This is a genomic window from Flavobacterium sp. CSZ (assembly GCF_015350725.1).
GTDB lineage: Bacteria > Bacteroidota > Bacteroidia > Flavobacteriales > Flavobacteriaceae > Flavobacterium.
Genome location: NZ_JADKPQ010000005.1, coordinates 263,807 through 278,851, shown reverse-complemented (window position 1 = coordinate 278,851; position 15,045 = coordinate 263,807). Strand labels below are relative to the sequence as shown.

11 protein-coding genes and 2 tRNA genes are annotated in these 15,045 nt (G+C 34.4%); 5 read left to right on the top strand and 8 right to left on the bottom strand.

The window, feature by feature from the left end:
* Nucleotides 1-109: 109 nt before the first annotated feature.
* The 3 genes from infB to rimP are packed head-to-tail and all read right to left on the bottom strand — an operon-like array spanning nucleotide 110 to nucleotide 4,769.
* Nucleotides 110-2,995: a translation initiation factor IF-2 gene (gene infB / locus IRZ78_RS08235; RefSeq protein ID WP_194616060.1), complete on the bottom strand. Its 2,886-nt coding sequence runs from the start codon at nucleotides 2,993-2,995 to the stop codon at nucleotides 110-112.
* A 48-nt stretch (nucleotides 2,996-3,043) separates the two neighbouring features.
* Entirely contained in the window at nucleotides 3,044-4,291 is a 1,248-nt protein-coding gene (nusA, locus tag IRZ78_RS08230) for a transcription termination factor NusA (RefSeq protein WP_041516381.1), read from the bottom strand.
* A 13-nt stretch (nucleotides 4,292-4,304) separates the two neighbouring features.
* A complete protein-coding gene (gene rimP / locus IRZ78_RS08225) occupies nucleotides 4,305-4,769 on the bottom strand; it encodes a ribosome assembly cofactor RimP (protein WP_194616059.1) in 465 nt (154 codons plus the stop codon).
* A 175-nt stretch (nucleotides 4,770-4,944) separates the two neighbouring features.
* Between rimP and IRZ78_RS08220 the strand changes: the two genes are divergently transcribed.
* The 3 genes from IRZ78_RS08220 to IRZ78_RS08210 all read left to right on the top strand — a co-directional run bounded on the left by IRZ78_RS08220 (nucleotide 4,945) and on the right by IRZ78_RS08210 (nucleotide 8,241).
* A complete protein-coding gene (locus IRZ78_RS08220) occupies nucleotides 4,945-5,769 on the top strand; it encodes a universal stress protein (protein WP_194616058.1) in 825 nt (274 codons plus the stop codon).
* Between the two features lie 185 nt (nucleotides 5,770-5,954).
* The gene (locus IRZ78_RS08215; RefSeq protein ID WP_194616057.1) at nucleotides 5,955-7,370 is read left to right on the top strand and encodes an aldehyde dehydrogenase family protein; all 1,416 of its coding nucleotides are present in this window, start codon (nucleotides 5,955-5,957) and stop codon (nucleotides 7,368-7,370) included.
* 64 nt (nucleotides 7,371-7,434) lie between these two features.
* Nucleotides 7,435-8,241 carry an AraC family transcriptional regulator gene (locus IRZ78_RS08210; RefSeq protein ID WP_194616056.1) on the top strand — a complete coding sequence of 269 codons (807 nt, stop codon included), beginning with the start codon at nucleotides 7,435-7,437 and terminating at the stop codon, nucleotides 8,239-8,241.
* Between the two features lie 290 nt (nucleotides 8,242-8,531).
* On the opposite strand, the gene IRZ78_RS08205 is transcribed toward IRZ78_RS08210, so the two are convergent.
* Together IRZ78_RS08205 and IRZ78_RS08200 are read right to left on the bottom strand one after the other, a co-directional pair.
* Nucleotides 8,532-8,602 (bottom strand) — tRNA-Gln (locus IRZ78_RS08205).
* Between the two features lie 96 nt (nucleotides 8,603-8,698).
* Nucleotides 8,699-8,769: transfer RNA gene (locus IRZ78_RS08200), tRNA-Gln, on the bottom strand.
* Nucleotides 8,770-9,014: 245 nt separating this feature from the next.
* On the opposite strand from IRZ78_RS08200, the gene IRZ78_RS08195 reads away from it, so the two are divergent.
* Together IRZ78_RS08195 and IRZ78_RS08190 are read left to right on the top strand one after the other, a co-directional pair.
* Entirely contained in the window at nucleotides 9,015-12,293 is a 3,279-nt protein-coding gene (locus IRZ78_RS08195; protein ID WP_194616055.1) for a DUF2723 domain-containing protein, read from the top strand.
* Nucleotides 12,294-12,388: 95 nt separating this feature from the next.
* Entirely contained in the window at nucleotides 12,389-13,024 is a 636-nt protein-coding gene (locus IRZ78_RS08190; protein ID WP_194616054.1) for a polysaccharide deacetylase family protein, read from the top strand.
* Nucleotides 13,025-13,049: 25 nt separating this feature from the next.
* Here the strand turns inward: IRZ78_RS08190 and IRZ78_RS08185 are convergent, their stop codons facing one another.
* The 3 genes from IRZ78_RS08185 to IRZ78_RS08175 form a co-directional block, all read right to left on the bottom strand.
* On the bottom strand, nucleotides 13,050-13,352 hold the full coding sequence (locus IRZ78_RS08185; RefSeq protein ID WP_026728605.1) for a thioredoxin family protein: 303 nt from the start codon (nucleotides 13,350-13,352) through the stop codon (nucleotides 13,050-13,052).
* Nucleotides 13,353-13,426: 74 nt separating this feature from the next.
* The gene (locus IRZ78_RS08180; RefSeq protein ID WP_194616053.1) at nucleotides 13,427-14,662 is read right to left on the bottom strand and encodes a metallophosphoesterase; all 1,236 of its coding nucleotides are present in this window, start codon (nucleotides 14,660-14,662) and stop codon (nucleotides 13,427-13,429) included.
* 172 nt (nucleotides 14,663-14,834) lie between these two features.
* A complete protein-coding gene (locus IRZ78_RS08175; protein ID WP_065448131.1) occupies nucleotides 14,835-15,023 on the bottom strand; it encodes a hypothetical protein in 189 nt (62 codons plus the stop codon).
* Nucleotides 15,024-15,045 lie beyond the last annotated feature (22 nt).

The following is a 15,045-nucleotide window of genomic DNA, read 5'->3' as shown; positions in this document are numbered from 1 at the left end:
AAACACTTCTTTTTAATTATAAATTAACCCGGAATATCATTTCACAAAAAAAACAACCACAAAAAAAGTCCCAATTTTCATTGGGACTTTAAAATATAATTATTGAATATTATTTCAATTTCTTTTTGATTGCAACTTCATGGTATGCTTCAATAACATCTCTTTCTTCGATATCATTATAACCTTTGATCTGAATACCACAATCGTATCCTTTAGAAACTTCTTTAACATCATCTTTGAAACGTTTCAATGCAACAAGCTCTCCTGTATGCACCACTACTCCTTCTCTGATAACTCTAATTTTAGAACTTCTCATGATTTTACCATCCATCACCATACAACCAGCGATTGAACCTACTTTAGAAATTTTGAAGATCTCACGGATCTCAGCAGTTCCTAAAATCTCTTCTTTCATCTCTGGAGCTAACATTCCTTCCATCGCATCCTTCAAGTCATCGATAGCAGCGTAGATAATAGAGTAGTAACGGATATCGATTTCTTCTTTATCTGCAAGTTGTCTGGCATTTCCAGCAGGACGAACGTTAAATCCGATAATGATCGCATCAGAAGCAGAAGCCAACATAACGTCAGTTTCAGTAATTGCTCCAACACCTTTATGGATAATATTAATTTGAACTTCTTCTGTAGAAAGTTTAGAGAACGAATCTGATAATGCTTCAACAGATCCATCAACGTCTCCTTTAAGGATCACGTTTAATTCTTTAAACTGACCAAGTGCAATACGACGACCAATTTCATCAAGTGTAATATGACGTTGTGTACGTACAGATTGTTCACGCATTAATTGAGAACGTTTCGATGCAATTTGTTTTGCTTCTTTTTCATCTTCAAATACATTGAACTTATCACCTGCAGTTGCAGCACCATCTAAACCTAACACTGATACCGGAGTCGAAGGACCTGCTTCAAGAACAGTATGCCCTCTTTCATCATGCATAGCTTTAATCTTACCATGATGTTTACCCGCCAACATATAATCTCCAATTTTCAATGTTCCTTGTTGAACTAAAATTGTAGAAACATATCCTTTTCCTTTATCAAGGAAAGCCTCAACTACAGTTCCCTGAGCCGCTTTATTTGGATTTGCTTTTAAGTCTAAGATTTCAGCTTCTAATAAAACTTTTTCTAATAACTCTTTTACTCCTGTTCCTACTTTTGCAGAAATATCATGTGACTGAATTTTTCCACCCCAATCTTCAACAAGTAAATTCATACTAGCCAAACGCTCTTTAATTTTTTCAACATTAGCATTTGGTTTATCAATTTTATTGATAGCAAATATAATTGGTACTCCCGCAGCTTGTGCGTGAGAAATTGCTTCTTTTGTTTGTGGCATGATATCATCATCCGCAGCAACAACGATAATAGCAATATCGGTAACCTGAGCTCCACGTGCACGCATCGCGGTAAACGCCTCGTGACCCGGTGTATCTAAGAATGCGATTTTTTGACCATTGTCTAAAGTTACTCCATAAGCTCCAATGTGCTGTGTAATACCTCCAGACTCACCTGCGATAACATTTTCTTTACGGATATAATCCAGTAAAGATGTTTTACCGTGATCGACGTGACCCATTACAGTAACAATCGGTGCTCTAACTACTAAATCTTCTTCTTTATCTTCGATTACTTCAATAGCATCTTCGATATCAACTGTAATAAACTCAACTTCGTAACCAAATTCATCTGCTACAATAGTTAATGTTTCAGCATCTAAACGTTGGTTCATGGTAACCATGATTCCAAGAGACATACAAGTTCCAATTACTTTAGTAATCGGCACATCCATCATGATCGCAATTTCACCTACAGTAACAAACTCAGTAACTTTAATAGTTTTACTTCCTTCGTCAATTGCTCTTTGCTCTTCATCAGATTTCTGACGGTGCGTATCTCTTTTATCTCTTCTGTATTTAGCAGCTTTTGATTTTCCACCTTTACCCTGAAGCTTTTCAAGAGTCTCTCTAATTTGGTTTTTTACTTCCTCTTCAGTAGGCTCAACTTTAGCAACAATTGCAGGACGGTTTCCTTTTACAAAACCTGGTCTTGCACTTCTGTTTGCATTAAAACCTCCACCACCAGTATTTGGTGTAATTTTATTAGGATTTGGAGTTCCCGGCGCATGACCTGTAGCAGGTTTTGGCGCACCCGGAGTTCCCGGTTTAGGAGCAATTCTTTTACGCTTATTTTTATTAGCGTTATTTCCGGCTCCCGGAGCTCCTGGTTTATTAGGAGTTATCTTTGGATCTTCTTTCTTTTTCTTAGGCTTATTAAATTGAGATAAATCAATTGTCTGACCTGTAAGAGTAGTTCCAGATAATTTTTGATATTGTGTAGTGATAGTTTCCTCCGCAGTTGCAGGGTCAGTTGAAACAACTGGTTCCTGAGCTACTTTTGAAGTTTCTGCTTTCACTTCTTTAACTTCTTTTTTCTCTGTAATAATAGGCTTTTCTACCTTTTTCTCTTCAGAAACAACAGGAACCACTGGCTCAGGCTGTACAATTTCTTTCTGAACAGGTTTTTCTGGTTGAGTTGGAGCAACAACAACTTTTGGTTCTTCTACCTTAACTGGTTCTTCAGCAGGAGGAGAAACAACAGTAGGTTTCTTCGGATTTAAATCAATTTTACCAACCTGCACAGGTCCGGTTACAACAGCTCTCGCTTTTATAATCTCTTGTTGCTTTTGGCGTTCCTCGTCTTGTCTGCGTTTGTCTTCAATTTCCTTTTCACGTTCTACACGCAAAGCTTCTTTTTCTTTTCTTTTCTCTTCACCAACTTCTTTAGAAGCTTCTTTATTCCCCTTATCGCCCGCAAATTGGCTTTGTAGGATATTAAATTCGCTATCAGAAATTTTCGCATTTGGATTTGCATCAATAGCAATCCCCTTATCTTTTAGATAATCAACAGCTCTTTCTAACGAAATATTTAATTCCCTTAAAACCTTGTTTATTCTTATTACTCTCTCTTCAGACATATAACCTTTTTATTATTACCTTTTTCGTTGTGTTGTTAGAGCAGATAACTAGCTATCAAACTCTTCTTTTAGTATTTTCATAACATCAAGAATCGTTTCCTCTTCTAAATCTGTTCTTCTTACTAAATCTTCTACTTCTTGCTTCAAGATACTTCTAGCTGTATCTAAACCAATTTTTGCAAATTCTTCGATAACCCAGCCTTCAATTTCATCTGAAAACTCAGTTAATTCAACGTCATCATCTTCGCCACTAGCAACATCACCTTCTCTGATAACATCTAGCTCGTAGCCAGTTAGCTGACCCGCTAATTTTATATTATGACCACCTCTACCAATTGCTTTAGAAACTTCTTCTAATTTCAAGAAAACTTCAGCTCTTTTATTTTCTTCATCAATTTTGATTGAAGAAACTTTTGCAGGGCTTAATGCTCTTGTAATAAACAATTGAATATTACTTGTATAGTTGATTACGTCGATATTTTCGTTTCCTAACTCACGAACAATTCCGTGAATACGAGATCCTTTCATACCCACACAAGCTCCAACAGGATCAATTCTATCATCATAAGAATCTACCGCTACTTTTGCCTTTTCACCTGGAATACGCACTACATTTTTAACGGTAATCAAACCGTCAAATACTTCAGGAATTTCTTGTTCAAATAATTTCTCCAAAAACTTCTCAGAAGTTCTCGACATGATAATTTGAGGTTTATTTCCTTTTAATTCAACGCTTTCAATGATTCCACGAACGTTATCTCCTTTACGAAAAAAGTCAGATGGAATTTGTTTTTCTTTTGGAAGCACAATTTCATTCCCTTCATCATCGACCAAAATTACAACTCTTGGGCGAACATGGTGCACTTCGGCAGTATAAATATCACCAATAATATCTTTAAATTGTTTATAAAGATTAGTATTATCGTGTTCGTGAATTTTAGATATAAGATTTTGGCGTAAAGCTAAAATAGCTCTTCTTCCTAAATCAATCAATTTAACCTCTTCAGAAACTTCTTCTCCAATTTCAAAATCCGCTTCGATCATTCTTGCTTCAGTCAAAGTAATTTCTTCGTTCTCAAAATCAAGATCTTCGTCAGCAACAATTACTCTTCGTCTCCATATCTCCATATCTCCTTTATCAGGATTTATGATAATATCGAAGTTATCATCAGAACCGTATTTTTTCTTTAATGCATTTCTAAACACGTCCTCTAAAATTGCCATAAGCGTTACACGATCAATAAGTTTATTATCTTTAAACTCTGAGAATGAATCGATTAATGCTAAATTTTCCATGCGAATTCTTTAATTAAAATGTTACTGTAACAATTGCCTCTTTAATTTCTGTATAAGGTATTTGTTGCTCTTTTTGAACTGTTTCTTTTCCTTTTCCTACTTTTTTCGGTTCTCTTGCCTTCCAAGACAAAATTATAAAAACATCGTTAGCTTCTACTAATTCTGCTTCAATTTTTTCATTATTTGTAGTAACAATCAATGTTCTACCAATATTTTTCATGTATTGTCTTGTCATTTTCAATGGCGATCCTACTCCAACCGATGCTACTTCAAGCGAAAAATCCTGTTCTTCACGATCCAGATTATTCTCGATTGCACGACTAATGTCAATACAATCCTGCAACGCCACTCCATTATCCCCGTCTAAACCTACACTAATCTTGAAAGAGTCTGAGATAGCCAGATCAATCAAAAAGATTGAGGGCTTTTCTAAAAGAGCCTCTGCTATTAATCCGTTTACTTTTTCTTTAAATGTCATAATTTTATAAAAAGAGGGGACACTTAGTCCCCTCATTATTTAGATTTTAATAAATAACGGTGCAAATATAGTGTTTTTTTTATAAATCAAAATAAATAGATTGCTCTAAAAATATTTCTTATCTTTATTATAGCATTAAAACAACAGAATTTCACATTACTTAACCCAAAAAACTATGAAACGAATTCTAGTACCTACCGACTTCTCTGAACATGCAGAAAATGCCTTAAAAGTCGCTGCACAAATTGCCAAAAAAAACAATTCTGAAATTATCGTTTTACACATGCTTGAACTGCCAAGCCAAATGAACGATGCTGTATTAGGAGGAGCAAGTATTCCTGAAACGATGCTTTTTATGAAAAAAGCCAACGAAATGCTTGACGAAGTCTCATCAAGACCGTATTTAGACGGCATTTCGATCACCGAAATTGTAAAAATGGACAAACCCATCCATGGTATCTCACAAGTCAGCAAAGATTATGACATAGATTTAATTGTTATGGGATCGCACGGCTCATCTGGAATTGAAGAATTACTAATTGGTTCTAACACCGAAAAAGTAGTTCGTAACTCAGAAATCCCGGTTTTAGTGATCAAAAAAGACATCACAAATTTTAATGCATCAAATATTGTTTTCGCGTCAGATTTTTCTCATGAAATCAAAAAACCCTTTGAAAAATTCGTAAACCTGAGCAAACTTTTTGAAGCAAAAATACATCTGGTTACAATTTGCACACCCAACAGTTTTAAACCAACTCATGCAGCAGAAAAAGCCATGACTGATTTTACATCCGAATATAACCTAACCAATTATCAAACACATATTTACAACGACACCAATATCGAAAAAGGAATCATTAATTTCTCCAACAGCATAAACGCAGATATTATTGGAATGTGCACCCACGGAAGAACCGGTTTCGCTCACTTTTTTAACGGAAGCATCAGCGAAGGCTTAGTAAATCACGCCGTAAGACCCGTAATAACATTTAAAATTTAAAAATTAACATATCTCACCCAGGAGCCTCTCAAATCGAGAGGCTTTTTTTTGCGCACCTACTTCTATTCTTTATAAAAACGACTTTTTTTATGAGCTTTTAAACAAAGTTACTTTGAGCTTTCTAACAAAGTCAACAGCATTCTTAATCCAGATCTTTGTCAAATAAAAATCATAAATAATACAACATGAAAACAATAGACAAGATTTACATTAACGGAGAATTTATTACTCCGGAAGGGACTGAATATTTTAACTTAATAAGCCCTACAACAAACGAACAACTGGGAAAAGTACTTTTGGGAAATCAAAAAGACACACAAAAAGCTATAGCAGCAGCAAAAGAAGCTTTTAAGACTTTTTCTAAAACCACAACAGCAGAAAGAATTCAATACTTACAAAACATTCAGACTTCTATCGAAAAAAGAAAAGAAGAATTTATTAGCGTAATGATTGAAGAGTACGGAGGAACAAAACAATTTGCAACAATTAGCTATGATTATATACTAAAAGGTTTTGAGTCCGTAATCAACTTATTAAACACCTATGATTTCACCAAAACAATGGGGAAATCTGAAGTTCAAATGACACCTCTTGGCGTTGTTGGTATCATTATTCCGTGGAATTCGAGCAATGGTTTTATCTGCAGCAAATTATCCACCGCAATTGCAGCAGGATGTACGACTGTAATAAAACCAAGCGAAATGAGCGCCCAGCAAACACAATTAATTACAGAATGTCTTCACGAAGCAGGATTACCAAAAGGGGTTTTTAATATCGTTAACGGATTAGGCGAAATAGTTGGAGCAGAAATAAGCCGCAATCCCGATATTTCCAAGATCTCATTTACCGGATCCACCAATGTTGGAAAAATTATCGCAAAAGAAGCTGTAAACACTATGAAAAGAGTCACACTGGAGCTTGGCGGAAAATCTCCTAATATCATTCTCGACGATGCTAATTTTTCAGAAGCAATTCCGCTTGCTATCATCTCCGCTTATATGAATAGCGGACAAGCGTGTATTGCCGGAACTAGATTATTAGTTCCTGAAAACCGCCTTGAAGATGTCAAAAAAATAATAAAAGAAGTACTCTCTAACACCATTGTTGGTGATCCAAAAAACGAAACAACAGCAGTTGGACCAATGGTCAGCACAAAACAATACGAACGCGTTCAAAACTACATTCAGACAGGTATTGACGAAGGTGCCGAAGTTTTAATTGGAGGATTAGGAAAGCCTGAAGGATTAGAAAAAGGAAACTTTGTAAAACCAACTGTTTTTGTAAACGTAAACAATCAAATGCGAATTGCAAGAGAAGAAATTTTCGGACCTGTTTTGTCTATTATAACATACAAAACCGAAGAAGAAGCAATAGAAATCGCGAATGACACGACATACGGACTACAAGCTTATGTAAGCTCCTCAGATGAAAAAAGAGCGCACAAAGTTGCCTCACAAATAAATGCCGGACGTGTGCAAATAAACGGAATCGGACATGATCCTATGGCTCCGTTTGGAGGATTTAAACAATCCGGAATAGGTAGGGAATTTGGAACAATAGGCCTTGAGGCTTATCTTGAACCAAAAGCATTAATTCGATAAATAATCCCGGATCCGGAAAATCTTCTTTGATAAAGATTTCCGGATCTTTTATTAACTTTACGTTATGACAGCAAAATCAACTACAAAACCTCAAATACTCTATTCCTGCTATTATTCGCGTAGCCGAGAAGGAGAGAATTTTATACCGGAACATGTATTTAGCTACCAAATTTCAGGAGAAATGATCGCTTCCGATAGCAAGAATAATTACATTTCAAAAGAAGGTGATTTTCGTTTTAGCAGAAGAAATCATTTAGCAAAATTCGTCAAAATTCCGCCCGAAGGAGGAGAATTCAAAACAATATCCCTTTTCTTAGATCAGGAAATCTTACGTGAAATAAGTGCCGAATACAATTTCAAAATAAACAAAAGATCCGATTCTGAAGCCATGCTTTCATTAGCTCCAAATCCGCTTTACAAATCTTTTATGAAGTCCCTGATCTCTTATCTTGAAGTTGAACAGGAAAAAAATGAAGCTTTATTTAATTTAAAAATAAAAGAAGCCGTACATCTTTTGCTTAAAGTAAATCCAGAACTGAAAGATATTTTATTCGATTTTAATGAGCCCGGCAAAATTGATCTTGAAGCATTCATGAACAAGAACTTCCATTTTAATGTACACCTTACTCGTTTTGCTTATCTCACAGGTAGAAGTTTAGCTACTTTTAAAAGAGATTTTCAAAAAGTATTTCAGGAAACACCCGGAAAATGGTTACTCAACAAAAGATTACAAGAAGCTTATTATTTAATTAACCAGGGGAAATCGCCATCCGAAGTTTATATTGGAGTAGGCTTTGAAGACTTGTCTCATTTTTCATTTTCATTTAAAAAGAAATTTGGTATTGTTCCGTCTTCTTTATTTTCTAAATAACAATTGAAATAAAATTCCAAATTTAAAAAATGCTTCGCCTGTTCGCTATCGCTATCGGGTCAAATTCCACACTGTATGAATTTAGAAACCATCACAATCCTTGTCTCCAAGTTTAAAACCTCAGACTACAGATAAAACACAATTTTACAATATTTACCTATTCCCTATCTATTCCAGAATTTGAAATTTGAAATTTAGGATTTGGAATTTTCAAAATTGGGATTTTAAAAATTGGGATTTTAAAAAAATTTATCCCATAAAAAAAGCCTCTCAATTGAGAGGCTTTTATGTTGGTCTACAAGGACTCGAACCTTGAAAGACTGCACCAAAAACAGTTGTGTTACCATTACACCATAGACCAGTAAGAATGCTTACGCGAATGCAAATTTAAAGCTTTTTTTAGTTTGCACAACTTTTTTTTGAATAAAAAAGCCTCTCGGTTGAGAGGCTTTTTATGTTGGTCTACAAGGACTCGAACCTTGAAAGACTGCACCAAAAACAGTTGTGTTACCATTACACCATAGACCAGCGTTGCTGTTAAGCGAGTGCAAATTTAGAGCTTTTTTTAGTTTGCACAAACTTTTTCAGTAAAAAAAATCATTTTTTTTCATTTTTCTTTCTCTTCAACTCATAATGATTTCACAAGTATTTCACAAACAACGCATTACTTCAAACAAATACTTTTGTAGAATTTTATGTTAATGCTCTTCTCTTTCAACAAAAAAACATTTTCTTTGTAAGATAGAAAATACACATAATTATAACACCTAAATATGGCACAATTCAATTTCAATAAATGGAATACAATTATTGGTTGGTTTGCATTTGCAATCGCTTTAACTACCTATACATTAACTGTTGAACCAACGATGAGCTTCTGGGATTGTGGCGAATATATTGCCACAGCAGCTAAACTAGAAGTTGGTCACCCACCAGGGGCTCCTTTATTCCAGATGATGGGCGCATTTTTTGCCATGTTTGCTATAGATGCACAACATGTCGCTGTAATGGTAAATATGATGTCTGTTTTCTCAAGTGCTTTCACTATCCTTTTTATGTTTTGGTCTTCATCTATGATTTTAAAAAAGATTATAGAACGCTTTTCAGAAATTAATCAAAACAATTCTATTGTAATATTAGGAAGTTCTTTTGTCGGAGCCCTAGCCTATACTTTCTCTGATAGTTTCTGGTTTAATGCCGTTGAAGCCGAAGTTTATGCCATGGCTTCTTTATTGATTGCATTACTTTTCTGGCTTGGTCTTCGTTGGGAGCAAGACATGGATAAACCAAAAGGAAACAAATGGTTGTTAGTGATATCACTAGTTGTAGGACTTTCATTTGGAGTTCACTTTATGGCTTTACTAACCATTCCTTCAATAGGTTTTCTTTACTACTTTAAACATTACGAAAAAGTTACCATCAAAAACTTTCTTATCGCCAATGTAGTGGTAATTGGTATTTTATTATTCATCTTCAAATTGCTTTTACCATTAACTATGGAAGCATTTGCAGATACTGAGGTTTTCATGGTAAACAGCATTGGATTACCATTTAACTCAGGAACTTTATTTGTAGCATTAGTTTTAATTGCATTCTTTTATTTTGGATTAAAATACACCAAACAAAAAGGATTAGTTTTCTACAACACTATAATTCTTTGCATCTTATTTATCTTTATAGGTTTCTCAACCTGGATGATGTTACCGGTTCGTGCTAATGCAAATCCTGTAATTAACGAGAACAAACCATCAGATGCTGCCGAAGTTTTAGCATACTACAATCGTGAACAATATGGTGTAAATCCTTTATTTTACGGACCTCAATACACAGAAGTTTTTGCAGGACTTGATGCGAAAAACCCGTACTCAGACAAAAAACCTAACTACGAAAGAGATTATAAAACCGGTAAATATATTATTACCAATAATTATAAAAACGCTAGTCAAAATTCAGACGACAATCAAAAAGCGATTTTGCCAAGAATGTGGAGTACTGAAACAGGACACATTCAAAACTATATCAGTTTTACAAATCCTCCTAAATTCAAAATAAATCCTAACTACGATTACGAACAGGATTTAGGAAAATACGGAATTGACGCAAGCCAATTAAGCGAAGAGGAATACAATAAAGCTACGGCACAATTGCGTAATGAAGTTGAAAAAACAATTTCTGAATTCAGAAATGCATATGCTCAAAAACAAATTGACAACGAAGGTTACGTTAAATTCTTAAAAAGCTATGGCGATTATTTAATTATCGAAAAACCAACTACTGTGGATAACTTCAGTTTCATGTTCGAATACCAATTTGGATATATGTACTGGAGATATTTAATGTGGAATTTCGTCGGGCGCCAAAGTGATGTTCAGGGGAAATACGACAATCTTGACGGAAACTGGATTAGCGGAATCAAAGCCCTTGATTCTTTACACCTTGGTTCTCAAGACAATTTACCATCAGACGTTTTAAACAACAAAGGAAGAAACGTTTATTTCTTCTTACCATTTATTTTAGGCCTTATTGGATTAATGTATCATGCCAACAAAGACCTTAAGAGTTTTTATGTGCTTCTGGCGTTATTCTTATTTACAGGAATTGCATTAAAAATATACCTGAACGAAAGACCTTTTGAACCTCGAGAAAGAGATTATGCTCTTGTAGGATCTTTTTATGTATTTGCGATCTGGATAGGCTTTGGAGTTTATTCACTCTATGAAACCATTCAAAAATACATTGCTCCTAAAATTGCAGGCCCGGTTATCATCGCCGCAAGTTTATTAGCAGCTCCTGTTTTAATGGCAGCTCAAAACTGGGATGATCACGACAGATCAGGAAAATATACTGCTGTTGCAATGGCAAAAGCTTATTTGAATTCTTGTGATAAAAACGCTATTTTATTTACTATTGGAGACAACGACACGTTCCCGTTATGGTATGCACAGGAAATTGAAGGCATTAGAACCGATGTGAAAATCGTAAATACGAGTTTATTTATGACAGATTGGTATATTGATCAAATGAAAGCTAAAGCATACGAGTCTGATCCTTTACCGATATCTTTCACACACGATCAATATGTAGGAGATAATTTAGATTATGTTGCTCATATTCCTAAAATTGAAACACGTTGGAACATCACTGATTTTATTGATTTTATCAAGAATCCAAAATCTACTGTAGGTTTACAAAACGGACAAACAATTCATTTTTATCCAACAAATAAAATCAGAATTAACGTTGATAAAGATGCCATCATCAAAAATAAAGTTGTCAATCCTAAATACAACGATTCAATCGTTCCTTACATGGACATTGACATTAAAGGAAGTGCTTTATACAAAAACCGCTTAATGATGCTGGATATCTTAGCGAATAACAACTGGAAAAGACCAATTTATTTTAGTGGAGGTGCTTTTGACGATGAAGATTATTTATGGCTCAAAGATTATCTGCAACTAGACGGAATGGTGTACAAATTAGTTCCTATTAGAAACAAACCTTCGAAAGATGGCGGACCAATGGATATGGGACAAATCGACGCTGATAAAATGTACGACATTGTAATGAAATGGGATTGGGGAAATAGCAATGGTAACATTTACCATGATCCTGAAACCAGAAGAAACAGTATTACATACCGTACAAACTTGTCACGTTTGATGAACCAACTTATTGCAGAAGGCAAAATTGATAAAGCAAAAAACATTATCAACCTGGCAATAACAAAAATGCCGTTGGATAAATTTGGATATTACTCATTAGTCGAACCATTTGCAGGAGGATATTATAAAGTGGGCGAAACGGCAAAAGCACATGATTTGCTTAATAAACTAGTTCAGAAATACAAAGAAGAACTAAACTATTATGCCACCTTAACACCTAACGACCAAACTGACCTAGCTATTGATATCATTACAGATATTGAGCGTTACAGAAGCTTATTACAAGTGATGAAAGAAAATAAAGATCTTGCTTTCTATGAGAAACACAAAGTAACATTTAATACTTATGTAAATGTTTTTGAACGTTTTGGAAGAGAAAAAGAATAATAATATACGAAAAACATAGCAATTAAAAAAATGCAGCGCGATTTGATAAATAGCGCTGCATTTTTTATTTTTACATATCTGTAAAACAAATTAAAATGAGCTTTTATTGGGTAAAAACAAATTCATTCATAAAAAGGGTATTTTCTAAGTACTGTTGGGACATTCCAAACAACGAAAAGAAAATATACCTCACCTTTGATGATGGCCCAACTCCGGAGATTACGGACTGGGTTTTATCTGAATTGAAAAAGTTTGATGCAAAGGCTACTTTCTTTTGCATAGGAAAAAACATAAAAGCCAATTTAGCTTTATTTGAAAAACTACTCACAGACGGACATGCTATAGGAAACCACACCATGAACCATGTAAATGGATGGAAAAGCAACAATGACGATTATATTGAAAACGTTAAGAATTGTGCTGCTGTTTTAGAAGAAGAAAAAACATGCAACATGATATTTCGCCCGCCTTACGGGAAGATTAAAAAAGCACAATCTAAAATTCTAAGAAAACTGGGCTACAAGATTATTATGTGGGACGTTTTGAGCGCTGATTTTGACCAGAGCATTACTCCTGAAAAATGCCTTGAAAACGTTACTAAAAATGTAAAATCAGGAAGTGTAATTGTATTTCACGACAGCATAAAAGCTTCGCCTAATTTAAAATTTGCCCTACCTAAAACGTTACACTTTTTAAAGGAAAACGGCTATACATTTGATATTATTCACTAAATAACATCAAACAAAAAGTAGTATTTTATTGATTGAATTGTTCCTGGACAATTCCGATAATGGTATTTGCATCAAGTTCGCCTGATTGTCTCCAGATCATTTGCCCTTCTTTATAAATCATTAAAGTAGGTAATCCTTTTATACGTAAGGCTTCTGCTAATTCCTGATTTTTATCTACATCAATTTTAATCACTTTGGCTTTATCGCCTAGTGCAGCCGCAACATCCTTAATAACAGGATGCATCGATACAGATGATTCGTTCCAATCGGTGTAAAAATCAATTAACACCGGAACCTGAGCATTTATAAGTTCTCCAAATTTTGACATAAAACCAAAAATTTAATTCTTTTTTATTCTGTTAAAAAGAGATAATTATATACAAATGTAGCATTTTTAACGAATTAAGCCACATTGTTCCCTTTTTTTAGTTCAATCACTGTTATTTCAGGCATGATACCTACTCGTCCCGGATAAGCATGAAAACCAAATCCGCGATTTACATAAACGTATCGGCCAAGGTTTTCGTATAATCCTGCCCATTGTTTATAGATGTACTGCGCCAGACTCCATTTAAAATATCCCGGAATCTCAATTCCAAACTGCATACCATGTGTATGGCCTGCCAAAGTCAAATGAAAGTTTTTAGGATGATTTTTAATCTCATATTCCCAATGACTCGGATCATGACTCATTAACACTTTAAAATCGTCCTGATGTACGTTTTGAGACGCTTTGTTTAAATCTCCTGCCTTTTTAAAATTATGCCCCCAATTCTCTACTCCAATAAGTGCAATTTTATCATCGCCTTTTTGAATATAAGTATGCTCGTTAAGCAAAAGTTCAAATCCTATTTGTCCGTAAAGATTCTTAATTTCTTTAAAGTTTTCATCTTTTTCTTTTTCAGAAGGCCAGGTTACATATTCTCCGTAATCATGATTCCCTAAAACTGAAAACTTCCCATATTTATACTCTTTTATTCTGTTGAAAGTCCCTAACCACGGATGCATTTCTTTAGCATGAGTATTTACAATATCTCCGGTAAATAAAATCATATCCGCTTCCTGCTCATTAATCAAATCAATAGCATAATTTATTTTATCCGGATTATCAAAACTTCCGCTGTGAACATCTGAAATCTGAGTAATTTTAAATCCATCAAAAGCATCCGGCAAATCAGGAAAATAAATCGTCTGCCTGAAAACCTTAAAATTATATTTACCTTCAAAAATTCCGTAAATCAGCGATAAAAAAGGAACGGCAGCCAAACCTAATGCTATCTGACTAACAAACTTTCGCCTGTTTGGCATCATCTCCGAACGAGGTGTGTTATACATGAAATAATTCAGGATGCTTGCCCCTATTCTAAAAATATCTTCTCCAAACATCACAAGTGTCAAAACTATTTTTGGCACATAAACCAATAACATCAACCCCATTGTAAACATGGTTTGCTTGGTTTGCCCAACAGAACGATCAAATTGCGAAAAAGAGTAAATGATAAAAATTAAAAGCAGTAAACTTATAATTTGATAACTAATCAAAACCCATCTTAGTTTAACTAAAGTACGAAAGGCCTGATAAGAATAGAACTCAATAAATAAAAAAAGAGCACATAGAATTATAAAACGAATGATCATTATTAATAGTTTTAAGCAAAGTAACAAAGAATGAAATTTCTATTGCTTTTTATTATCAAAAATTTAACTCAAATAACAAAAAGCTGATAGATTTCTCTACCAGCTTTTTCTCTACCAAATTTTTTAAAACCTTTATAATCCACAACACGGTTTACATCAAACCAGTATTGTTTTATTTTTTAGCTTCTGGCTTTGCTGCCTCTGCTTTTACTTCCGCTTTTTTTGCTTTTTTGTCTGCTTTTTTCTCTTTTTTAGGAGCTTTTGCTTCTTTTGCCGGAGTTGTTTGCGCTGGAGTTGTTTGAGCACTTACCATTGCAGTTGTTCCTAAAACAGCTACTGCTAACATTACTAATTTTTTCATGATTGAAGTTTTTATGATTATT

Bases quoted from the DNA above. Each gene is read 5' to 3' on its own strand.
- IRZ78_RS08180 (WP_194616053.1), bottom strand. From the start codon at position 14,662: ATGATCATTCGTTTTATAATTCTATGTGCTCTTTTTTTATTTATTGAG.
- IRZ78_RS08195 (WP_194616055.1), top strand. From the start codon at position 9,015: ATGGCACAATTCAATTTCAATAAATGGAATACAATTATTGGTTGGTTT.
- IRZ78_RS08220 (WP_194616058.1), top strand. From the start codon at position 4,945: ATGAAACGAATTCTAGTACCTACCGACTTCTCTGAACATGCAGAAAAT.
- IRZ78_RS08210 (WP_194616056.1), top strand. From the start codon at position 7,435: ATGACAGCAAAATCAACTACAAAACCTCAAATACTCTATTCCTGCTAT.
- nusA (WP_041516381.1), bottom strand. From the start codon at position 4,291: ATGGAAAATTTAGCATTAATCGATTCATTCTCAGAGTTTAAAGATAAT.
- IRZ78_RS08175 (WP_065448131.1), bottom strand. From the start codon at position 15,023: ATGAAAAAATTAGTAATGTTAGCAGTAGCTGTTTTAGGAACAACTGCA.
- IRZ78_RS08185 (WP_026728605.1), bottom strand. From the start codon at position 13,352: ATGTCAAAATTTGGAGAACTTATAAATGCTCAGGTTCCGGTGTTAATT.
- IRZ78_RS08190 (WP_194616054.1), top strand. From the start codon at position 12,389: ATGAGCTTTTATTGGGTAAAAACAAATTCATTCATAAAAAGGGTATTT.
- infB (WP_194616060.1), bottom strand. From the start codon at position 2,995: ATGTCTGAAGAGAGAGTAATAAGAATAAACAAGGTTTTAAGGGAATTA.
- IRZ78_RS08215 (WP_194616057.1), top strand. From the start codon at position 5,955: ATGAAAACAATAGACAAGATTTACATTAACGGAGAATTTATTACTCCG.
- rimP (WP_194616059.1), bottom strand. From the start codon at position 4,769: ATGACATTTAAAGAAAAAGTAAACGGATTAATAGCAGAGGCTCTTTTA.